The 22,290-nt window shown below is 69.2% G+C and carries 17 protein-coding genes; 6 read left to right on the top strand and 11 right to left on the bottom strand.

Annotation, left to right across the window (positions count from 1 at the left end; genetic code table 11):
• Positions 1–37 precede the first annotated feature (37 nt).
• On the top strand, positions 38–400 hold the full coding sequence (locus tag AAHF99_RS14350) for a hypothetical protein (RefSeq protein ID WP_342165069.1): 363 nt from the start codon (positions 38–40) through the stop codon (positions 398–400).
• Between the two features lie 57 nt (positions 401–457).
• Here AAHF99_RS14350 and AAHF99_RS14345 read toward each other — a convergent pair whose 3' ends face one another.
• The 11 genes from AAHF99_RS14345 to AAHF99_RS14295 all read right to left on the bottom strand — a co-directional run bounded on the left by AAHF99_RS14345 (position 458) and on the right by AAHF99_RS14295 (position 16,835).
• Positions 458–1,000 (bottom strand): hypothetical protein, encoded by a 543-nt coding sequence (locus AAHF99_RS14345; protein WP_342165068.1) that lies wholly within the window; start codon positions 998–1,000, stop codon positions 458–460.
• Positions 997–2,661, bottom strand: a complete 1,665-nt coding sequence (locus tag AAHF99_RS27200) for a transglycosylase SLT domain-containing protein (protein ID WP_412759887.1) — start codon at positions 2,659–2,661, stop codon at positions 997–999. Before AAHF99_RS27200 ends, AAHF99_RS14345 begins: the two co-directional genes overlap by 4 nt.
• A gap of 42 nt (positions 2,662–2,703) precedes the next feature.
• The gene (locus AAHF99_RS14335; protein WP_342165066.1) at positions 2,704–4,575 is read right to left on the bottom strand and encodes a serine/threonine-protein kinase; all 1,872 of its coding nucleotides are present in this window, start codon (positions 4,573–4,575) and stop codon (positions 2,704–2,706) included.
• A gap of 16 nt (positions 4,576–4,591) precedes the next feature.
• Positions 4,592–5,404, bottom strand: a complete 813-nt coding sequence (locus AAHF99_RS14330) for a PP2C family protein-serine/threonine phosphatase (protein WP_342165064.1) — start codon at positions 5,402–5,404, stop codon at positions 4,592–4,594.
• Positions 5,401–6,090: a type VI secretion system-associated protein TagF gene (tagF, locus tag AAHF99_RS14325; RefSeq protein WP_342165062.1), complete on the bottom strand. Its 690-nt coding sequence runs from the start codon at positions 6,088–6,090 to the stop codon at positions 5,401–5,403. Before tagF ends, AAHF99_RS14330 begins: the two co-directional genes overlap by 4 nt.
• 5 nt (positions 6,091–6,095) lie before the next feature.
• Positions 6,096–9,698: a type VI secretion system membrane subunit TssM gene (gene tssM / locus AAHF99_RS14320; RefSeq protein ID WP_342165060.1), complete on the bottom strand. Its 3,603-nt coding sequence runs from the start codon at positions 9,696–9,698 to the stop codon at positions 6,096–6,098.
• A 71-nt stretch (positions 9,699–9,769) separates the two neighbouring features.
• Entirely contained in the window at positions 9,770–11,227 is a 1,458-nt protein-coding gene (tssL, locus tag AAHF99_RS14315; protein WP_342165059.1) for a type VI secretion system protein TssL, long form, read from the bottom strand.
• 46 nt (positions 11,228–11,273) lie between these two features.
• The gene (tssK, locus tag AAHF99_RS14310; RefSeq protein WP_342165058.1) at positions 11,274–12,611 is read right to left on the bottom strand and encodes a type VI secretion system baseplate subunit TssK; all 1,338 of its coding nucleotides are present in this window, start codon (positions 12,609–12,611) and stop codon (positions 11,274–11,276) included.
• Between the two features lie 203 nt (positions 12,612–12,814).
• Positions 12,815–14,221 carry a type VI secretion system-associated FHA domain protein TagH gene (gene tagH, locus AAHF99_RS14305; RefSeq protein WP_342165057.1) on the bottom strand — a complete coding sequence of 469 codons (1,407 nt, stop codon included), beginning with the start codon at positions 14,219–14,221 and terminating at the stop codon, positions 12,815–12,817.
• A gap of 234 nt (positions 14,222–14,455) precedes the next feature.
• The gene (locus tag AAHF99_RS14300) at positions 14,456–14,998 is read right to left on the bottom strand and encodes a DUF6931 family protein (RefSeq protein ID WP_342165056.1); all 543 of its coding nucleotides are present in this window, start codon (positions 14,996–14,998) and stop codon (positions 14,456–14,458) included.
• Between the two features lie 7 nt (positions 14,999–15,005).
• Positions 15,006–16,835, bottom strand: a complete 1,830-nt coding sequence (locus AAHF99_RS14295; protein ID WP_342165055.1) for a type VI secretion system Vgr family protein — start codon at positions 16,833–16,835, stop codon at positions 15,006–15,008.
• Between the two features lie 96 nt (positions 16,836–16,931).
• On the opposite strand from AAHF99_RS14295, the gene AAHF99_RS14290 reads away from it, so the two are divergent.
• From AAHF99_RS14290 to AAHF99_RS14270, 5 genes are all read left to right on the top strand, one after another.
• Entirely contained in the window at positions 16,932–17,465 is a 534-nt protein-coding gene (locus tag AAHF99_RS14290; protein WP_342165054.1) for an OmpA family protein, read from the top strand.
• A 167-nt stretch (positions 17,466–17,632) separates the two neighbouring features.
• Entirely contained in the window at positions 17,633–18,943 is a 1,311-nt protein-coding gene (locus AAHF99_RS14285; protein ID WP_342165053.1) for a type VI secretion system protein TssA, read from the top strand.
• Between the two features lie 248 nt (positions 18,944–19,191).
• The gene (tssB, locus tag AAHF99_RS14280; protein ID WP_342165052.1) at positions 19,192–19,731 is read left to right on the top strand and encodes a type VI secretion system contractile sheath small subunit; all 540 of its coding nucleotides are present in this window, start codon (positions 19,192–19,194) and stop codon (positions 19,729–19,731) included.
• Between the two features lie 113 nt (positions 19,732–19,844).
• Entirely contained in the window at positions 19,845–21,356 is a 1,512-nt protein-coding gene (tssC, locus tag AAHF99_RS14275; protein ID WP_342165051.1) for a type VI secretion system contractile sheath large subunit, read from the top strand.
• A gap of 316 nt (positions 21,357–21,672) precedes the next feature.
• Positions 21,673–22,158, top strand: a complete 486-nt coding sequence (locus AAHF99_RS14270; RefSeq protein WP_342165050.1) for an Hcp family type VI secretion system effector — start codon at positions 21,673–21,675, stop codon at positions 22,156–22,158.
• The last annotated feature ends 132 nt before the right edge of the window (positions 22,159–22,290 follow it).

Below are 22,290 nucleotides of genomic sequence, written 5' to 3'. Positions count from 1 at the left end.
AGCCGCGATCGAGGCGTCGTTCAGAGGAGGTCGAATCATGATCCGAACTGTGCACTTTCTGAGTGCCGCGTGCGCGCTCGCTGTCGTGGCGCTCGGCTCTGGCTCGGCCCTGGCACAGAACGAGGTCGTCGATCCGGCGCGCCTGACGGTGGCCAAGCGGCACATGGCCCAGGTCTGCCAGCCCCTCGAGGCGGCCCATCAGTATACCCGCGCCGTGCGCTGCTTCTCGAACGTGACCGCCTATCTCACGGATCGCTCCGTGCAGCTGATCGCTCCGACGGTGCCGCAGCGGGTGGCGAGGGATGTGGCGCCCGCGCCGACGCGGGTGGCCATGGCGTCCTACCGCCGGCCGGGCGGGCTTCTGGCGTCGAACTTCGTCCTGCTCGGCGTCGGGTACTGATCCCTTCGCACGTCTGCCCGGCGCGTCCGCCGGGCAGCCCCGCTGGCGCGTGAGGCGTCAGCGCCGCCGTTCGACGGCGAGATTGTCCTCAGCCTGACGGATGGCGCGTTCCGCGCCCTGCCGTGCCCGCGCAGCCGCCGACCGTGCGGGAAGCGGACGCGCGGCCTTGGGTGCGGGCTTCGCCTTGTCAGCCGATGATGTCGCCGCCTTGGCCGGTTCGGTCGCGGGCCGCTTGGCGGCACCCTCGGCCGTGGCCGGCTTCGGGCTCGCCGCCGGCGGGGCGGCCTTCTCGGGCGAACCCGTCGCGGCAGCCTGCGGCGCCGAGGGCGCGGGCGGCGGGGTGTCCGACGCGGCCGGCGCGGCGCGCGGCGGCGATACCAGGCTCAACCAGATCGCGGCGCAGGCGCCGAGACCGCCGAGGGTGCGCCTGTCGAGGCGGCCGATGGTCTGTGATGTCGTGTGACGTGCCACGGTGTCCTCCCGTTCCTTCACCGGCTCCGCATTCTGGGCGGCCGGCGGCTTCTCGTTGAATGTCCGGCCAGCCGGCGCCGAACCCTGCGGCGGCGTCGCGGCGAAGCGCGCAGGCGCCGGTTGCCTCACGGGGCCGGCCTCGGGGGTTCCGAGCCGCTGGAGGCGGTCTTGTTCTCGGTCCGCGTCAAGGCGTGGACGTCGCGGTACCGGCTCAGGCGCAGGCCGATCATGGTTTCGAACTTGTCGCGCACGGCGCTGACCGAGAGGCGGCGGACCGTCCCGTCGGAGGCGGACGAGAAGAAGATCGGCCGGTTCGCCTCGGCGGGTTTCGGCAGGAGGTCGGCGGCGGCCGTGTTGGGGGCGTCCACGGCCCGGCTGATCAGGCGCTCGGCGCCGTCCGGGCCGAGGAAGTGGACGAGGTAGGTTTCGCCCCCGGTGAGGGGGCGGCCGAGGCGACGGGCGATCCGGTCGCCGTCCCGCTTCAGCATCTCGGCGGCGAACACGGCCGACAAGTAGGCGTCGCGCCGGAGCGTCAGGATGCGCAGCCGGTCGGCCGGCGGCAGCTCGCCGGCGCAGAGGCGGGCATCCCGCTCCATGCCGTAGTAGCTTCCGAAGTCCCGGACCACGCCCAGCCACGTCTTCTCGATGAACTGGAACAGGCCCGTCGCCGAGGAGGTCTGCGCCTGGACCTCCGTGGCGAAACTCGATTCCTTGTCGGCGATGGCCATCAGCAGCACCGGATCCATGCTCGTGATCCGGGCCGCCTGCACGATCTTCTCGACGAGGTACCGGCGGATCCGCATGGGACCGAAGACCAGGAGTTCGTCGGGGTTGCGGGTCCCGTTGCCCTCCAGCGCGGTGGCCAGCGAGGCGTAGGCGGCGAGTTCGGGCCGGTCCGACGCACGGCGGCGGGCATCCGCGAGGTCGCCCTGGAGGATCGACTTGCCGACCGCCGGCGCCAGCTTCACCGAGGGCCGCGCGATCGGGCGCGCATCGGCCAGCGGCACCCGCTTCAGCTCCACCCCCGGCGGCGCCAGCTTGATGACGGGCGCGAGCGGCGAGGCCGGGGTGGGGTCGGCATCCGTCACGTCGTAGAGCTGGTCCGCGACGTCGGGCGAGACGAGGATGACGGGCTGGTCCGAGGCCAGCGACAGGATGGCCGTCGCCTGGGCGAGGTCCGGGTCCTCGTCCGGCTCGTCCGGCACGACCAGCCACCCGATCCCGATGGCCGTGCACACGAGAAGCGCGATCAGGGCCGAGCCGACGAGGGGGCGCCACGAGAGGTCGGCGGGATGCACGAGGGACACCAGGGTCCGCCACGGGGTCTCGGCGCGGTCGTCCCCGCGCGGATGCACCCGGGTCGCCCGCTCGGCATGGAGGCGCTCGCCCGTGAACGCGGCCACGGCATCGAACCAGTCCACCGGGGGCGTCCCCCGGGGGCCCTCGTCCTCCAGGGCCATGACCCGCGCGCCGATGTGCTCGGCGAGGATGCGCGAGGTCTTGAGGTCGCGGGCCAGCTCGCGGGGGCCGATCGGACGTCCCCGCGCCCGGGCGTCGATCGCGCGGAACCAGTGGTTCAGGGGGGGGTGCGGCTTGGAGAACGGCGTCCCCTGGCAGGGATAGACCTTGTGCCCGCAGCCCGTGCACGCGAACGCCCGGTGCTTGCCGGTGGGCACGAAGTCCCCCGGCCGGCCGCAGGCGTCGCAGCGCGCCACGCCGCGCAAGCGCATCATCTCGGAGAGGCACGCCTCCTCCGTCAGACCGCTTCCGAGGGTGGTCCGCGTCTTCACCGGATGACTCCGCCAGCGTCCGCCGGAGCGTGGGGCACCGCCTCAGCCTCCATTGAGCTTGAAATACTTCACGGTCAGGCCCGGAATTTGGCCCCGTGTCGCCTCCTCGCCGAGGATCCGGCTGAAACGCTCCGCCGTGAGCGGGCCGCCCTTCAGGGCCGCCTGAAGGGCGACCAGGGGGCGGCTGCTCGCCAGCGCGATCAGAAGCTGCGGCGTCGCGTCGGCGCTCTGCTCGGCCGGCATCAGGCGCAGCTTCAAGTTCAGGGTGTTGCCGGACCGGGTGGTATAGTTCGCCAAGTTGTGGACGATCCCATCGTCCGAGATGAGAAGCAACTCCACGGGCCGGTCGGGCCGCGACTCGGCCCGCGCCACCAGCTCGTCCCCCCGGCGCAGGATGAAGGATTTCAGGGTCAGGGTCGGCTGCGGCACCGTCCGCTGGGTGGCGCTCCGGCGGGCGAGGAAGTCGACCATCGGGCACTGGGCCGCCGTCACTTGGCGGAGGTTGATCTCCGGCTCGAAGCCGAGGGTGCGCTGGAACGCTTCGTCGAAGGCCATGAACGGAGCCGGCGTCGCCCCGTAGGCCTCGATCGTCGTGTCGTTGACCGCGACCGTGACGGGGGCGACGAAGAAGCAGCGGCCGCCGGAATAGTCGCGCAGGAAATCGCGGACCTGATCGAGGCTGGCCACGCGGCCGGAGGCCGGCGGCGGGGCGGTCGGCTCGTCGGGGGGCGGCCCCCCCGGTGCGGGGGTGTCGCGCGGGTCGGTCCCGGGTTGAGGAACGTCCTCGGGCCCGGCGCCACCGCGCCTGTCCAGGGCGGAAGCGCCCGGCCGGTCCGTCGCCGGGCCGGGCAGGTCCGAACCGGCCGGCGGCGAGAGCGGATCCGGCGCCTTCGGCGGCAGGTCGACCGTGTCGCCCGGGCCGGGCGCCGGCTTGCTCGGCACCGCGCCGCGGAAGACGCTCGGATCGAGGGCGCCCGTCAGGTAGGCCGCGCCCCCGCCGGCCGCGACGAGGAGCACGGCCGCGAGACCCGCGAGACCCCACAGGCGTCCCCGCCGGCCGCCCACGGGAAGCGGGATCCAGTCCGCGATCTCCCCCATGCTGGCGGGGCGGTCCTTCGGGTTGGGCTGCAGCATCCGCTGGAGGATCTGGCGAAGGATCGGGTCGATGCCGGAGATTTCCGGGACCCGGCGCCGCTTCTCGATCACCTCGACATGGCTCGTGCCCATGTCGAGGTGCTTGCCGCGGGCCGCCTCGGCGATGACGAGGCCGAGGCTGTAGATGTCCGAGCGCGGGCCGACCTCCCCGCCGAAGAGGCCGAGCTGTTCGGGCGAGACGTAGTTCATCTTGCCGGCGAAGCCGCTGCCGATCAGCGTGCCGTCGCCGAGCGGCGAGCGCGCGATCCCGAAGTCGATGATTTTCGCGCGGCTGACATCGCCCTCGGGCACGAGGATGTTGTCCGGCGAGAGGTCACGGTGGATGATGCCGTGCTGGTGGGCGGCCTGCAACCCGAGGGCGAGGCGGTGCATCAGCACCCGGATCTCTTCCGTGCCGAGGGCGCCGCGCCGGAGGATGTCGGAGAGCGCCTCGCCCTCGACGAACTCCATCGCGAGGTAGGGGATGCCGAGAACCGGATCGTTCGTGAACACGAAGTAGCGGACGATCGCCTCGTGGTGCAGGTTGTGCAGCGACGAGGCCTCCTTGCGGAACAGCGAGAGCGCCATCTCGTTGCGGGCCATGTCGGGCCGGATCGTCTTGATGGCCACGGCATCGCGCGTGACGATCGCGCGGCCGCGGTAGATGTCGCCCATCCCGCCGGACGTGATGAACGCCTCGACCTCGTAGAGCCCGTTGAGCCGCGTGCCCGGCGGCAGGCGTCCGTTGGGCGCGGCGACGATGATCGTCTCTTCGCTCATGAGCGGACCTTGTACCCTACGCATCCACCGGGCCCGGCGGATCGACCGCCACGGGCTCCGGTTCGTACCGCACCACCACGACCGTCACGTTGTCCGTGCCTCCATCGGCGAGGGCGAGGGCGATGAGCGCGTCGCAGGCCGCCTGCGGGTCGGCGCCGTCCAGTTCGGCGAGGATCTGCGCGGGCTCGGCATGGCCGGTCAGCCCATCGGAGCAGATCAGGAACACGTCCCCCGCCTCCATCGCCCCGTGGATCATCTCCAGTTCCGGCTCGGCTTGGACGCCCACGGCCCGGGTCACCACGTTGCGGCGCGGATACACCCTCGCTTCCTCGGGGGTGAGCGTTCCGGCGTCGAGGAGCTGCTGGATCTCGGTATGGTCGCGGGACAACTGGGCGATCGCCCCGTCGCGGATCCGGTAGATCCGGCTGTCGCCGAGCCAGACGCAGGCGAAGTCGTCCTCGAAGGCGAGCAACACGGCGACCGTCGTACCGATGATGTGCCCCCGGTCCCGGGCCAGGTCCTGGATCGCCATGTTGGCGCGCAGGATGCGGTCCTGGGTGCGCGAGAACAGGTCGCCGGGGGAGACCGCCGTGCCGATCGAGGCGAGGCACTCGACGGTGGTCGCGCTCGCGACGTCGCCGGCCGCGTGGCCGCCCATCCCGTCTGCCACGGCGAAGACGCCGATCTCGGGAGCGAGGAGGTAGCTGTCCTCGTTGATCTGGCGCACCCGGCCGGTATCGGTCGCGGCGGCGCACCGGAAGGGCGGCCGGTATGGCTTGGCCGGCTCGGCCAGCGGGACGGCGAACGGATCCAGGGATCGCGGCGTCATGCGAGGGTCCCTGCCTCTTGGCTGCTGGTGAGGAAATGCGCGAAGGCGGTGGGATCCGGCAGGCCGGTCGCCATCATCACCCGTGGAGGGAAGGCGGCCCCGCCGGTCGTCCACCAGTAGCTCGATCCGGCGCTGCCGCGGTCGCGGTCCGCGCTGCGCAAGGCGGCGAAGGAGGCCGCCGGGTCGCCGTCGAGGGGACCGGCCAGCGTGTTCCGGCCGAGGCGCAGGAGGCCGGGGACCACCCCCGCGCCGGAGATCGCCGCCGGCGGGCCGAGGCCGGCGAGGGCAGCCGTCACCCCGTCGAGCGTCGCGTCCGGCCCGAGGGCGCCGAGCAGGATGTCCTCGGCCGCGCCGAGCCACGCGTCGTGGGCCTCGGTTTCCGGGTTCGGCAGCGTCTCCTCGGCCTCGGCGCCGGCCGCGAGCACGAGGGGGAAGTACCGCCCGACACCGTCGACGGAGGGCATGAGGGCGCCGAGCGTCGTCATCCCGCAGACCGCATGGCCGATCCAGAAGCGCCAGATCGGCGCGTGCAGGTAGGTGTCCTGCCACGTCGCGCCGAGCTGCGCCCGGCTCGACGCGATCCCCTGCTGCAACCACGGCTCGAAGGTGGCCAGGAAGCCGCGCCAGGTTCCGACGGCGACGAAATCGCGCTTGGCCGGAAGCTTGCCATAGAGGGCGAACCGCATGGCCGTCAGATCCCGGACGGGCAGCGGAAGTCCCGCAACGCCGGAAGGACGAAGGGGTTGGTGAGCGCGCTGACGTTGATCTGATAGGAGAGCTGGCGCCCCCCGACGACGAAGGTCGCCACGATGTTGTCGCCCTGCTTCAGCACGGAGCCGGAATCGAGCGCCCGGAAGAGCGACCAGACCCCGGTCTTCTCCATCACGATGGGCTGCGTGCCGTAGCCGAAATCCAGGGTGATCGCCGTCCGGCCGAGGCCGGTGGGGCCCGGCCATTGCATCGTCACGGGCGCGTTGACGCCCTGTTGCGTCTCCAGCACCGTCCCGTTCACGTCGAGCTTCGCCTTGGACACGTCGGCGCTGAGGGTCAGCGGCGTCACCGCGAAGGCGAAGGCCGGCATGTTCCCGCCCGTCGGGAAGAACGTCTCGCGGATCTCCGAGGCCCGCTGGAACTCGCGCAGCGTGTTCGCGGAGAAGGCCCGCGCCACCTGATCGTCCTGCCGCCAGACCCATTGCGGGCGGGACCGGTCGGCGTGGGAGGCGAGGTTGGTCGCGAAGTAGCGGTCGAGGATGCCCCCCGGGCCGAACAGCCGCGCGAAATCCGCAAGCGGCGTCTCCCGCTCGCTGGCGCGGGCGAAGGGATACCGGTTCGTCACGATCTGCTGGCAATCCCGGATCACCTGCTCGCCGAGGGATTGGGCGACCTGCGAGACCGCCGCGCCGGTGGCGCTGCCCTCGAACTCGGCGGCGATGCCCCGGATCATCGTCTCGAACGGCGGCGGGAACCGGGCCGCCAGGGCGTGGAGCGCGCGGGCCTGGGTGACGAGCGTGTTGTTCGCCTGCGCCGCCTCGTTCGGGTTCAGAGCCTGGAGCGCGGCGGTCTTGATCTCGCTGAGGCCGGCCATCAGCGTATCGACGGCGCGCCGGCCGGGCTCGCCGTCGAGGAGGACGTGATAGGGCCGGAAGGCGGCCTCGATGGTGGCGCCCGGCGCCTCGTTGGTGGGGATCGCGAAGCGCTCCGCCCCGCTGCGGGAGACGATCCCGGTCCCCGCCAGTCCGCCCGGAAGCCGGCTCGCGACGGCCCGTTCCGCCATGTCGGCGGCGGCCTTCCCCACGGCGGCCTTGGCCCGGTCCACCCGGTCGCCCTTCGCGCGGGTGTCGCCCTTGGCGTGGGTGTCGCGCTCCCGGGTCAACTGGGTCTCGTCACGCAGCGATTCGAGGATCTGCCGCAGGGGCGAGGTCGGCGCCGCCACCGCCTGGAGGGCGATGTAGCGGGGCTTGTCGCTCAGGAGGGGACGCATCTTCAGCTTCCCCAGCGCCTGCTTCCAGGCGGGGACGAAGTCGCGGGCGTAGAGCTTGAACAGGTCCCCGAACAGCGACCCGTATTGCGCCGTATAGGCCTGCTGCTCGCCGGCGGGCCCCAGCACCCAGCGGTCGCGCTCGGCGGCCTCGGCGACGTCGCCGAACCGGTCGATGAAGGCTTCGAAGAACCCGTCATAGGTGAAGAAGAAGGGTACGCGCACCCGGTCGAGGTCGCCGCCGCCGACCACCTCGAAGACCAGCGAGGCGTCCGGTCCGCCGGCCTTCAGCGCCGTCCAGTCGCGCTGCGAGGCGGTCCGCGCATCGGAGCGGAGCAGCTCGTAGGCGCGCTCGGCGATGCTCAGCCGGGCGAGCGTGCGCTGGCAATCGTCGACGAGGGACTGGTTGACCGAGACGAGGAGCGGCTGGCCGTCCTCCAGGTCGAGCATCGCCTGAAGGTGCTCTTCGAGGAGTTCGCGGCCCTTGGCGTACCCGGCGCCGGGGAACAGGTTCTCCGCCCAGTCCCGCCGCATCCAGGCGATGATGAGGTCCCGGTCGGGGGGAGCCTCGGGGCGCCCGCCGAGCATCAGGTAGACCTTGAGGGCCTCGTAGAGGAAGCCCGGGTTGTTCCTGTTGGCTTCGAGCTGTTCCTCCAGGCGGAAGATCAGCCGCGGCCTTAAGAGGCGTTCGAGCCCCGCATGGTAGGCGGTGAGCGCCGCCGAATTCAGGCGGTCGCGCTGGCTGAGGCCGAAGGTCGCCAGGACCGGGGTGGCCTCGTGGCGGCTGGAATACCCGGCCGGCATGAAGCGGAGCGTATTGAGGAGGGGCACCACGCGGGCGAGGTTCCGGTCGGCGACCACCGGCTCGCGGAGGATCTCGCTCGCCTCGCCCTGGTACTTCGCCAGGAGCGTGTTGCTCTGCTGCACGAGCTGGCTGTTGCGCAGGTAGCTCGTCCACCACAGGCCGACGAGGACCGCGGAGGTCACGGCGAGCCCGGCATAGGCCCCGAGCCGCATCAGGTTGGAGCGGCGCACCGCGTGCCGGTCGGTGGAGACCCAGCCGGCCTCGCCGATGATGACGGTCTTCAGGAGATCGGTGAGGAAGTAGCTGCGGCCCTGGCCCGAATAGGCGCCGGCGCCGACCTCCTGCGCGCCGAAGCTGCGCGAAAGCGAGCCGATCAACTGGTCGATCGGCGTCCCGTTCTGGGTGCCGGAGGTGAAGTAGAAGCCGCGCAGCGTCGCGCTGACATGGTAGCGCGAGGGTTCGAAGACGCGGTTGAGGAAATCGACGATGCGCGGCTTCGCCGAGGCGATCTGGCTCGGGAAGCCGAACAGCACCACGCGGGAGGTCGGGTTCGGCTCGTCCTGGAGCCTGTCCGGCAGCCAGGCGTTGGCGCGCTCGACGAGCGCATCGAACTCCGCCGGCACGTCGCCGATCATGTTGCGGGTCTTCTCGTCCGTCTGGAACGTATGGCCCCAGACCATGCGCCGGCTCGCCTCGGGCAGGTGGCCGAAGAATTCCTGGAATCCCGCCAGCAGGTCGGCCTTGGTGAACAGGACGTAGACCGGGAAGTCGATCCCGAGGCGCTCGTTCAGTTCGAGGAGGCGCTTGCGCACGGCGGTCGCGTGGGCGGCGATCTCGGCCTCGTCGGAGGTCAGGAGGTCCGCGATGCTGATCGCCACGATGACCCCGTTCAGCGGCTGCCGGGGCCTGTGCTTCTTCAGGATGTCGAGGAAGGCGGTCCAGCTCTGGCGGTCCGACCGGGGATCGGAATCCTGCGTGGTGTAGCGGCCGGCGGTGTCGATCAGCACCGCCTCGTCGGTGAACCACCAGTCGCAGTAGCGGGTGCCGCCGCTGCCGGCGATGGCCTTCGGCGTCGCCGCGCGGGCGAGGGGGAATTTCAGGCCGGAATTGACGAGGGCGGTGGTCTTCCCCGAGCCCGGCGGCCCGATTATGATGTACCAGGGCAGCTCGGAGAGGTGATGGCCCTTGCCGCCCTCCGCGGTGCGGAGCGTCGCGAGGGCATCGCGCATGGATGCCTGGAGCACCTCGCGGTCGTTCTCCGGCACCTCGTCGCCGGCCGCCATCTCGGCCTCCAGCGCCCGGATGGCCCTGTGCCGCCGGTAGAGGACGAAGCCCACATAGCCGGCGGCCCCGAGGAGGACGAGGGCGCAGAGGGGCAGCCGGACCCAGACGGGATCGAGGGGGCGCACGTCCGCCACCGCCACCAGCGGGCCGCCCCACCAGACCAGGGCGCACAGGGCGAGGGCGCCGGCCACGATGAAGCCGAGGCGGAGCCAGGCGACCAGGTTCATCGCAAAACGCTCACGCAGGACGGATCGGGAAGGCGCATCGATTCGGCTCGTCGGCGGACGATGGGAGCGGCTCAGCCGCCACGGGGGATGAGGATCTCGACGCGCCGGTTTCGCGCGCGTCCCTCCGGCGTGTCGTTGGAGGTGATCGGCACGTCCGCGCCCTTCCCCTCGGTGGCGACCCGGTCGGGCTGGCCCACGGCGGCGCCCAGGATCTGCCCGACGGCCTTGGCCCGCTCCAGGGACAGGTGGAAGTTCGACGGGAAGCGGACGTTCTTGATCGGCGCGCTGTCGGTATGCCCGATCACCTTGATCGCGCCGGGTTGCGTCCGCAGCAGCTTGCCGAGCCGTTCGAGCAGGGCCCGGAACTCCGGCTTCACCGTGGCGTCGCCCGGCGCGAACATGGCCGAGGCCAGCCGCAGCATGATCTGGTTGCCCGCCTCGCCGACCGTGATCCTCTGGGCCGCGATGTCGTCCTGGAGGGCGGAGCGGAGCTTCGCCGTGGGGCTGGTGGGCGGCGGCGGCGGAGGCGGGGGAGGGGGCGTGTAGACGCGGCGCTGAATGCCGAGCTCGGTCGTCGGATGCACGGCGACGAGCGCGGTGGCCGTCGCCTCGGTGCTCCCCGCGAGCATGAAGCGCAGCAGGATGTAGAAGCCCACGAGGAGGGCGCCGACGATCGACCCGATCGCCCAGATGGGGATTTCCGCGCGGGCCGTGACGGGCGCGATCGCGAGGCCCTGCCAGCGCGGCGAGATCTCGCGGTCGGCCGGGCGGGCGCGCCGGAGCAGCTCGTAGAGGTTGCGCTGGATCTGCTGGAGGGTCGCGGCACCGCCGGCCGACGTCCGGTGGATCCCCTGGAATCCCATCGCGAGGCAGGCGAACTGGAGTTCGAGCAGGTCGTAGTTGCCCGTCGGGTCGATCCTGGCGCGGTCGAGTTCCTCGAAGAAGCGGACGCCTCCGGTCAGCTCGCCGAAGAACCGGCTCAACATGCTGTACTGCGTCCAGACATGCCGTTCGTTCGTCGGGATGTTCTGCACCACGTCGTCGGCCGTGGCGCAGACGACGTATTTGGCAATCCGCGTCTGGTCGGCCGGGGCGCCGGCGGTGCGGGCCTCCTTCTCGAAATCCTCGATGGCCGCCGCGACCTGCTCCATCAAGTTCGCGAAGGAGGCCCGGGAGAGCTGGACGCGCAAGCGCCCGAACAGCAGCAGCAGGGGGCCAGCGGCCTTGAGGTAGGGGTTCTTGTTGGCGGCGGCGACGATGTCGCGCTTCAGCACGAGCGCCCGCGCCCGCTGGCCCTCCGCCTCGTCGGGCGGCATCGCTGGGGACGGGCGCGGGGCCGCCCAGGCATCGGGCTGGGCTTCGGCGGCCGGCGCGGGCTGGTACGGCATCCCGCCGGGCGGCGGGTAGGGGGGAGGCGCGGGGGGAGGCGCAAGGGGCGAGGACGGCGCCTGCGGCGCGCGGCGGCCCGCGGGATTCGGCACGATGATCGTCCGGTCCCCGCGACCGAAGGGGTCGAACGGGGCGCTCACGGGGCGCGCTCCCGGGGGAGGGCGCCCGGGGCGACGGTGGCGCCCATCAGCGACGTCCCTCCTGCACCGCCCACAGTTCCAGTTGGAGTTCCGGCCAGTCGCCGGCGAAGTGCAGGCCGATGGAACTCGCGACGCTGAATTCCGGCCAGAGCGGCGATTGCCGGTCGAGCAGGAAGTAGACGTGATCGGAGATCGCCCGGATCTGCGCCGGCGGCGTCGGCAGGTGGACGAGGCCGACGCCCGGCAGGTGGGCGTGGACGATCTCGTTCATCTTGGTGTTCGGGCCGACCTTGAACAGGTGGGGAAACTGCGTCTGGATCTCGCTCAGGGGGCGCCGGGCCGAGACCTCGATCACGAAGGCCGAGTTGCGGAACAGGGCGCGGTCCCGGATCGTCGAGATGAAGGCGTTCTGCGCGCGCTCGATCAGTTCGAGGCGGATCGCGCGCCGGCTCAGGGGCGCGCTGAGGAAGTGCTGGATGTCGCGCAGCAGCGGCTCGAACACGGTCTCCAGGTTGTCGTGGTCATAGGCCGGGTAGGTCTGCGCCCGCCGCTCCTCGGTGGCGAAGGTCGCGAGCTCGCCGGCGAGACGGAGGAACTCCTCGTAGAGCCGCTCGGGGTGGACGTAGCGGGAGCCGCGCTGATGGTGCAGGACCGTGATGGTCCGGTTCAGCACCTGGAGCATGAAGTAGTCGGCGCTCTGGAGGCCGCCGCCGGCCGTCGGGTCCGCGGCGTAGCGGGCCAGCTCCTCGAGCTTGTTCTCGATCCAGCCGATCACGCGGTCGATCCAGCCCGTCGCGACGGGATGCGCGGCGCAGACCAGGAGCGGCGGCGCGAAGCGCTCGTCCAGCACGATCGCCCGGTCGCGGACCTCGACCACCCGCCCGATCGCCAGCGCCACGTAGCCCGGCTTGGCGCCCCGGCCGAGATCGAAGGTGAGGCGGGGATGGGCGATCTCGATCTCCTCCTCGACGCGCAGCGCCGAGGTCGAGTCGATCAAGGTCTCGGTCGCGGGGTAGAAGCGGCTCGCGCTCTCCGCCTCGGCGGCCTCGACCTCCCGGCTGTTGGGCGTCGCCACCGGCATCATCAGCCAGAGGATCTTCTTGCCGGCATCCTGCGGCACGTCGAGGGGCGGCGGCAGGGGGGACTGCCCCGGGATGTCGAACGGCGTCCCGTCGGGCATGATCCCCGTGGCGCGGCGCACCGAGAAGCGGCTCTGCTGCGCCAAGTCGCGGTCGATCTCCAGATGGGAGAAACCCCACGGATAGGGCGTCAGATGCCGGACACGGCTCTCGACGAGGTTCTCGAGGTAGCGGTCGGCCTGCTGCAAGTGATGCGGACGCAGGAACAGGCCCTCAGACCAAACGATCTTGCTGTTCCAAGACATCCGCACTGCCCTTACCAAGGATGCTGTATAACCCACCCGGACGAAGCCTGTCAGCCAAGAAACCCGGCTTCCTCAGTAATCCTCGGGCCCGTAATCATGGCGCATCACCTGCCAAATGTGACGTGGGTCGAGGCCCGGTACGATCGGCAAATCCCGTCAATAAGAGCCTCTCACAAATTCGGGGATAGCGAGTGTTCGCCGCGCTACGTGTCGCCCCGATCGTAACATTCCGAGAAGAAGCGCATGAACGCATCTTCCATTCCATCGTCGTGGGCGGCCGTCATCGTGTCCCACCGCGTGGCATAGAGGTCCCACAGGCGCGCCTTGCGTGACCCGAGCAGGGCATTCAACCCCCGGTCATCGCCCAGGGACGCCTCGATGGCGTCCGGGTCGAGGTCCTGGAGCAGCAGGCGCACGGCGTGCTGCATCGCCGCGTAGACCTTGACCTGATGGGCCTTCAGATCGCGAAAACCCTCTTCCATGGCGCGGCGGGGCGGCAGGTAGCCGCTCGTGGGGCGGCCGAACAGGATGCGCAGCGCATCCTCGACGGTCGGCGTGAACTTGAGGGGGTTGTTGTCGAGGGCCTGGATCATGGTCTGGCTCGCCGCGCGGGCCGCCCGCTTCGTCTCGGCCCGCGCGACGAGCAACTGCTTGAGGTTCTCGATGGAGAGCCGCGTCAGGGCGCCGAGATCCTCGGCGAAATCGCCGGGGTCGCGCCAGTCGAACAGGTCGGCGGATACGCCCGCGCCCTTCGCGAACCGCTGCACGAACGCGTCCGCGGCAGCCTGTGGCCCCTGGGGCCCCTGGGGCGCGGCATTCCTGTCGAGGCCGGGGAGCGGCGCGAAGGACTCCTCGAAGGGCGGCGGGGGAGGAGGCGGGGGAGGGGGCGGCGGGCTCGGCATGCGCGGGGGCTCGGCGCGCCGGAGCGGTTCCGTGCCGAGGGTCGGCTGCCCCCAGGGATTGTCGGCCGGCGATGCCGGGCCAGGCCCCCGGCCGGAGGGCGGATCGCTCCAGGGTGATCCCGGTCCGGCAGGCGGGGCGGCCCAGGCGGGCGGCTCCACCGGCGCGGGACCCGGACGGGGCTCGGGGATCGGCGCGAAGGCCGGTTCGGCCGGCGGGGGCGGCAGGTCCATCCGCCAGTCGGGGTAGTCGGCCCGGGCCGGGCGGGGGTCGGCGGCGCGCAGGTCCCCCCGCGAGATCCGCGGCGCCGCGTCCTCGCTCGCCGACCAGGGATCCTGCAGATCGTGGCCCCGGACGCGCTCGGGGGCGGGGACGGGCGCTCGCGGCGCCTCGCCGTCGATCTCGACGCGGACGACGTAATGGCCGATGTAGAGCCGGTCCCCCGTCCGCAGGCAATGCGGCTCCTGGAGGCGATGCATTGTCTGGTTGACGAAGGTGCCGTTGCGCGAGACGTCGTGCAGCCAGTATCCCCCGTCCCGCCAGCGGACCTCGCAGTGGCGCCCCGAGATCGCCCGCGAGGAATCCGGTAGCGTCCAGTCCAAATACTGATCCCGACCGATATCGAGACCGCGCGTCCCGCTGGTCGTGAAACTCAGCGGGCCGCCATCCGGCAGGCTGGTCTCGTTCTCGATGATCAGGCTCAGCGGCATCGTGCCGGACAGGCTCCCGTTCCACCGCGCCGGTCCGGCCGCGGCTCGATCGATGTACCGAAAGGCGCGGGCGCGCGCATCCGGGCGTCTTGATCAGTCCTGATAAAATCTCATCAATCTTACCGCACAAGAAGAGCGGCGATCGATTCAAATCCCGCGCCGCCGACGGGAAAGGGCCGCGCCTACCGGGAAGACCCGCTCCCCGCGCCGGACCGGTATCCGGCTGCGGGCGGACTATGGGGCCTGCATGAGGCGCACGCCCCCTTCCAGGCACTGCCGCAGGCAGGCGGCGCGCTCGCGGGCGACGACCCGGGAGAGGCCCCCGAGGATGGCGACCCGCACCGCCTTGGCGGTGTAGTGGGGCGCGGCCATCACCGTCCCATGCCCCGGCCTCGCAATGTTGCCGCCGGACCAACCTGCGGCCAGGGCGAGCCACGTCGTGGGGCAGCGCCGGTCGCCGCCGGTGGCGCAGGCGAGGGCGGCCAGCCGCTGCTCCTCCTCGGGGTCGCGCACCCAGGCCTCGGCGGCTTGCAGGCCCTTGAACTCCGCCGCGCCCGGCACGAGGAGGCGCACGCACTGGCAGGCCCACCAGACCGCCTCCCGGCGTCCCAGGACATAGGCGCAGAAAGCGATGCCGTCCTCGGGCGTGCGGCTGTCGCCGAGGCGTTGCAGATAGGGGACCGGCGCCTCGTTCGTGGGCTCGGCCTCCATGTCGTCGCGCAGGGTGGGAAGCGCGTCGAAGACTTCCTGAACGGTGCTGAAGCGCAGCCTCGTCATGGACGCCTCAGTTGATCTTGATCAGCGGAGCGGTCTGCTCGATCTCGCTGACGGCCTCGATCTTGATCTGCCCGGATTCGATCTTGAGGGTCGAGACCGTCATGGTGATCTTGCTGGCGCCGACTTCGAGGACGATTTCGCTGCCCGCCTTGAAGTGGATCTTCTCGGCGACGTCCCCGTTCCAGTTCCCGCTCTCGACCTTCAGGGACTCGTCGCCGTTCTTGAGCGTCGTGGCGCGGGAGGGCGAGCCGACGGCGGTCTCGAAGGTTTCGCCGATGATGCGGGTTTCGGCGTGGCGCACCACCGAATCGTGATCCTTCTCGGCCCGGAAGCGGACGTTCTCCTCGTTCTTCTTGTCCTCGAAGACGAATTCGTTGTAGCCGTTATGCCCCTTGCTCGAATCCGATTTGACGCCGGACATGGTTTTGTTCTGGGGTAGCGAGTACGGATACTTGTAATCCTTGTTGTAGACGGCGCCCACGACGATCGGCTGATCCGGGTCTCCTTCGAGGAACTCGACGACCACCTCCTGGCCGACCCGGGGGATGAACTGCCAGCCCCAGGCCTTGCCGGACCACATCTGGGCGACCCGGACCGGGCGGGAGATGCGCTTCTTGTCCCGGTTCCAGTGGAACTGCACGAAGATGCGCCCCTCCTCGTCGACATCGATCTCCTCGCCCTTGGCGTTCTCGCGCGTCACGACGATGGCGGTCTGAGGGCCGCGAATCATCGGCTTCGGCGTGGCGAGGGGGGCCCTGAACGACCGCGAGCTTTTCAGGAGCTCGTAATGGCCCCTGTAGATTTCATCCGCGCCCGAGCCGGCGCCCGTCGCGTAGGCCTCCGCGACGATGCTGTGCACGGAGCGGACGACGAGGTACTCCGCGTCGTCGGTCGGATGCTTGTCCAGCGTGACGAGGCCGCCGGGATACAGGCTGATGGCATCGCCCTGGGCATGCTTGCGGTAGTCCAGCGCCTGCTCGGCCTCCAGCCGGATGCGGGAGAGCGTCTTGCCCCGGTCCCGCTCCGTGAAGCGCCCGGGGTAATCGTAGGCCTCCAGCTTCGCGTCCTTGTAGCCTTCGGAGCCCGAGGAATCGGATTTCAGGTCGGCGGTCGGCTTCATGTAGTCGAAGTCGTTGAGCGTATACTTGCCGGTGCGGAACCGGCGCTCGGCGGTCCACTGGTAGAGATGCTCCGACAGGCGGCGATTCTGGCCCGCCAACTCCACGTAAGGGAGCTTGCCCCCCGGCAGCTCGACCTTCTGGTGGCAGGATTTCGAGTCGGCGACGACCAGAATATGCTGCCCGTCGGAATGTTCGTAGAACGTGTAGAGGCCGAACTCCTCCATCAGGCGAGATACAAAATCCAGATCCGTTTCGCGGTATTGGACGCAGTATTCGATTTCCGGGTAGTCGCCTTCATTTGCCTTGATGTCGTAGCGACCGAGGCTCCCCTCATCGAGGACTTCGCGAAGGATCGCGATGACGGTCTTCTTGTTGAAAATCCGGCAATTGGACCGCCGGCCGAGCAGCCAGAGCCAGGGCCGCAGCACCAAGTGATAGGCATAGAGGCTCTGGCTCATGCCGGTCCACTGTGCTTCGACGAGGATGCCGTTAAAGTAACGGGTCGCCCCGCCATAGCTTCCCACGGTGATGGTGCAAAGACGCCCGATCGAATTGGTGAAATCAATATTCTTGGTGGGACTCAGCGAGTCGATACGATACTCGAACAACTCGCTCAGACCTTCGCTGCCATCCATTTTCAACAAGACTAATTCGTCGCCGGAATTGGGTGTTTTCAGGCGAGCTATCCGTTTTTCCTGCTTAGGAGAGGATTGCATTCGGCTGTCTTCCGGAGTCTTAAAAATTAGGCAACAGGCGTCTTGACAGTACATGAACTGCCACGCATAGTCGACCCACTCACGGTGGGCTTAACGATGTTCCGGTCAAATTTGATTTTTGGTGTCGTTTCGTGCCTGTTGACGACGGCGGCCTTGGCTCAATCGAAGCCGGCCTATACCGCGGCGGATATCGAAAAGCACTTCTCGCGCAAGGATCTCGGCGCATCGCGCTCGCTCTGCATCGGAGCCGAGAGCGAGTGCGCAAAGACGACCGGCACGCGGCCGAAGATCAGCAGCGGTTTCGACCTGATCGTCACCTTCAACTATAACAGCGATACGCTCACAGACGGCGCCAAGGCCAACCTCGACGAGTTCGCCAAGGCCCTGCGTGGGGCGAGCCTGGACCATTCCAGCTTCATGGTGGAAGGCCACACCGACGCGAAGGGCAGCGACGGGTTCAACATGGATCTGTCCTCGCGGCGGGCGCAGGCGGTAGTCCACTATCTGGAGGAGCGCGGCGTGCAGGCGAACCGCCTCCAGGCGAAGGCCTTCGGCAAGAGCCGTCCTCGCACGCAGGATCCCGCGGCCCCGGAAAACCGCCGGGTCGAGGCGCGGCTCCAAGGCGAGTGACGCGCCGCACCCGATCCGATCCGGCCGCGGGACGCGCGCCGGACGGGTCCTTTTCGGCCTGACCGCCTCAGCGGAGCGGTCGGGTTCAGCCCGGGTCGTGGGGAGGCACCGGTGCCGGCAGCGGCGCGGGCTCCCTGTCCCATGTGATCGGCTGCCCGATGGCCTCAATGGATCTTGCCGAGATTGCCAAGCCGGTGTCGCCGGACGATCTGTGCGGCCCGGATCTCGACATCGAGGACGACACCCAGTTCTCGCAGTTCATGGCGAGGGCGGGGTATTTCCTCCCGATCGCCTATTTCGAGCGCAAGCAAACGGGTGAACTCGTCGCCTTCGACCGGACGACGATCGACTTCAAGGCCGAGTTCCGCTCGCTCGACGCGCTCCTCAAGCGCACCCACGATCTTCGGTTGCTCTCGGTCGCGAGCCGCCTCATGGCGCTCGACCGTCAGTTCGCCGACTGCGCGCGCTGCCTCGACCTCGTGGCCGACCTGCTGACCGGGATGTGGGACGAGATCCACCCCCGGGGCGAGGACGGCGATTACGGCTACCGGGCGGTCGTGCTGCAGGAGTTCGACGATCTCCCGTCGATGATCATGCCGCTCCAGCATCTGCCGCTGTTCCAGCATCGCCGCTTCGGTCCGATCGCCTACCGGACGTTCCTCGTCACGACCGAGGCCGCGTCGCCCCGCGACGGGGAAACGGTGCTCGACCGCAGCGAACTCGAACGGGCCTTGCTCGAATCGGATTCCGAGATGCGGGAGGAGGCGCTGGCGGCGGCCCGTGTCATGGCCGGGGCGGTGGCGCGGATCGGCGCCCTCACCGCCGAGCGGATGGGGGACAGGAACGCCGTCCGGCTTCCGCATCTGGGCGAGGTGGCCCAGGGCATCCTGCGGTTCCTGGGCCCGGCCGACGTCGCCGTCGCGGCGCCCGAAGAAGAGGCGGACGAGGGCGCGGACGAGGGGGCACTCGCCCCCGCGCCGAAGCGGGGCGGACCCGTCGCGACCGCCGCCCAGGCCGCCGCGGCGCTGGCCGCCGTCGCGGACTACTTCCAGCGGTGCGAGCCCTCGAGTCCCGCCGAGCTTCTGGTGCGCCAGGCCCGGCGCCTGATCGGCTTGCCCTTCTCCGACATGCTGCGCACCCTGCTGCCGAATCATGCGGACGAAGCCACCCTGTACATCGGCCCGAAGCCGGAAGCGTCGTTCGAGCTGCGCATCGATCACATGATGAACGTGCTGGGCCGGGACGGCGCGAGCCCAGAGCGGCAGGACCTGAGCGGCGCCGAGGCCGGATTCACCGTCGAGTCCCGCGCCGTCGCGGTCGCTTTGTTGAAGGAAGTCAGCGCCTTCTACCGTGCGAGCGAGCCTTCGAGTCCGATCCCCCTCTTCACCGATCGCGCCTGCACGCTGGTGAACAGGGACTTCCTGAGTATCCTGGCGGATGTGCTTCCGGGCATTCGTTTGTCACGCGACGGAGATTGATGTTTGCCCGAGGATCGACAAGCTTGACATCGTAACAGGACTGGATTTTATCGTTTTTTCAGAAAGCGCTGCGCGGGCGAAAAGATAACAGACAAAGTAGAATTGAAATCTCGTTTTTGTGCGGTGCGCATGGTCTGGCAATCTCGGGTCCGTGCGGAATACGTACTCCGCTTCCAGCAAGTTCTCGGCACGAAGCTCAAGTTCTTCACGGTTCACGGCGTGGACTGCAGACGGCGCAGGAGATCGGAATGTCCGATTCGAGTCAGAAGTTCATCAAGCGCAACCGGCCGCCGCGCGTCCACATTACCTATGAGGATCCGTACGACGCCGAGAAGAACATCGAACTGCCGTTCGTCATGGGCGTGCTCGCCGACCTCTCCGGGAACGATCCCGGCGTGGAGAAGGAGAAGGTCGGGGAGCGCAAGTTCGTCGAGTTCGACATGGACAACTTCGAGCGTCGCCTGGCCGCGATCCAGCCGGGCGCGTCGTTCCGGGTGGCGAACAAGCTGTCGGACGACAAGGACGAGAAGCTGTCCGTCAAGCTGCGCTTCAACAAGATGGAAGACTTCACGCCCGGCGCGATCGCGCGGCAGGTCGAGCCCCTCGCCGAGATCCTGAAGGCCCGCGAACAGCTCGCGAACCTCCTGAGATACATGGACGGCAAGGCCGCCGCGAGCGATCAGATCCAGGCCCTGCTGAAGGATCCGGCCCAGATGAGCGCGTTGCTCCAGGCGGCCACCACGACGAAGCCGGCCGCGCCGGCGCCGCAGGACGAGGCGTCCGAGTAGCGGGAAACGGACGCGCGCAGCCCGGGGGCGGGCGCGCGCCGCAGGGTCGGTGGCGCGGGTTCGGTTGCGAGCCCGCGGGCCGGTAGACACCATTCGGGTAACGAGAGGCGACCATGTCAGCAGGATCGGCCGGCCTGGAGCAGCGGCAGGACCAGACCACCGCGCAACCCGGTGGCCTCGGAGAGTTCTCGGATCTGTTGAAGCAGAGCTTCAAGCCGCGCAACGACCGGGCCCAGACGGAAGTCGAGAACGCCGTCGTCACCTTGATCAACCAGGCGATGTCGAACGCGGATGTCGTGAAGAGCGACGTCCTCGACACGATTGAGGAGATGATCGCCCGGCTGGATCAGAAGCTCACGGCGCAGGTCAACGAGATCCTGCATGCCGACGAGTTCCAGCGCATCGAGAGCGCCTGGCGCGGGCTGAACTACCTCGTGATGAATTCCGAGACGGATTCCACGCTGAAGATCCGCGTGCTGAACGCCTCGAAGACCGAGCTGTACCGCGAGCTGCGCCAGTATCCCGGCGCCCGGTGGGACCAGAGCCCGCTGTTCAAGCAGGTCTACGAGGCCGAGTTCGGCCAGCTCGGCGGCGAGCCGTTCGGGTGCCTGATCGGCGACTACTACTTCAACCATCAGCCGACGGACGTGTCGCTGCTGCGCGACCTGAGCAAGGTCGCCGCCGCCGCCCATGCCCCGTTCTTCGCGGCCGCCGACCCCGTGCTCCTGGGGATGGACAGCTACACGGAACTCGCCAACCCGCGCGACATCGGCAAGATCTTCGACACGCCGGACTACGCGGCCTGGAAGTCCCTGCGCGATGCTCACGACTCCCGGTACATGGGCCTCTGCCTGCCCCGCGTGCTGTCGCGGGTCCCCTACGGCGCGAAGACCGAGCCGGTCGAGGAATTCGCCTTCGAGGAGGATACGGACGGGCACCAGGGCGACAAGTACGCCTGGATGAACGCGGCCTACGCCATGGCCGTGAACATCAACCGCGCCTACAAGGATTGCGGCTGGACGGTGCGCATCCGCGGCGTCCAGTCCGGCGGCGAGGTCATGAACCTGCCGACCCATACCTTCCCCACCGATGACGGGGGGATCGACCTGAAGTGCCCAACCGAGATCGCGATCAGCGACCGGCGTGAGGCGGAACTGGCCAAAGCCGGCCTGATCCCGCTGATCCATCGGAAGAACACGGACAAGGCCGCCTTCATCGGGGCGCAGTCCCTGTACAAGCCGAAGAGCTTCTTCGGCGAGAAGGGTGTGGAGGCCACGGCCTCCGACAACCTGTCCTCGCGCCTGCCCTACATGTTCGCGGTCAGCCGCTTCGCGCATTACCTGAAGTGCATGGTCCGCGACAAGGTCGGCTCGACCATGGAGAAGGATCAACTGACGCGCTGGTTGCAGGATTGGATCGTGCAATACGTCGATGGCGATCCGGTCAATTCGTCCGAGAAGGTCAAGGCAAGCAAGCCGCTGGCGGCCGCAAAGGTCGAGATCTTCGAGAACGAGGAAAACCCGGGCTATTACGCGGCGCGCTTCTACCTGCGGCCCCACTTCCAACTGGAGGGAATGGACGTCGGCATGAGCCTCGTCTCGCGTCTGCCGGTCCCGAAATCCTGAGAGCGGTGAGGGTGTCGCCGTCGTCCGGGGATGCCGGACCGGACGGCGCCCCCCCCCTCTCGCGGCGACGAGACCATCGGAGGGGAGGCACGGCCGAGCCTTACCGGGCGCCGGCCCCATCCCTTCCCTCCCCGGCGAGGGGAGGGGACCCGCGCAGTCGGTCCTGCCACTGCTCGCGCGGGCCTCGTTCACACCTTGGCGGAGGGGAGCGACCGGTTCGCGCCCCGTCAACGAAAGTGCAGTCGTCGTCCGGGGTCACGTATCTCGACCCGGTCGGCATCGGTTCTGCGGATACTGAAGAAGGGAGTGACGTGCCATGGCTGTCGATATGTTCCTCAAGCTGGAAGGCATTGAGGGAGAAACGCAGGACAAGGATCAGAAGAGCAAGAAGTCGATGGACATTCTTGCCTGGAGCTGGGGCGGCTCGCAGTCCGGCACGTCCCACATGGGCTCCGGCTCGGGTGCCGGCAAGGTGGCCGTCCAGGACATCAGCCTGACGAAATACGTCGATCGCGCGTCCCCGACCCTGTTCAAGTTCCTCTGCAACGGCAAGGCCATCAGCAAGGGAACGCTCACCGTCCGCAAGGCCGGTGAGAAGCCGGTCGATTACATCACCATCGACATGGAACAGATCATCGTCACCAGCGTCTCGGTCGGCGGGTCCGGCGGCGAGGATCGGCTGACGGAGAACGTGTCGCTGAACTTCCGCAAGTTCACCTACAACTACAAGCCGCAGAAGCCGGACGGCAGCGCCGATGGCGACGTCAAGGTGATCTGGGACATCGCCGAGAACTCGGATTGAGGCTGCCGGCCGGAGCGCACAGGCCCCTCGCATCCCCCCGGGTGATGCGAGGGTGAGGCGTGTCCGGCCGCCGGGCGGCCCTGCCGCCGGTCGGGAACGGGGGCTCGCAAATCGAGGAACCGAGTGTGGCGG

It is taken from the genome of Methylobacterium litchii, from assembly GCF_038442315.1.
Taxonomy (GTDB): domain Bacteria; phylum Pseudomonadota; class Alphaproteobacteria; order Rhizobiales; family Beijerinckiaceae; genus Methylobacterium; species Methylobacterium litchii.
This window is presented reverse-complemented; position numbering and strand designations above follow the sequence as displayed.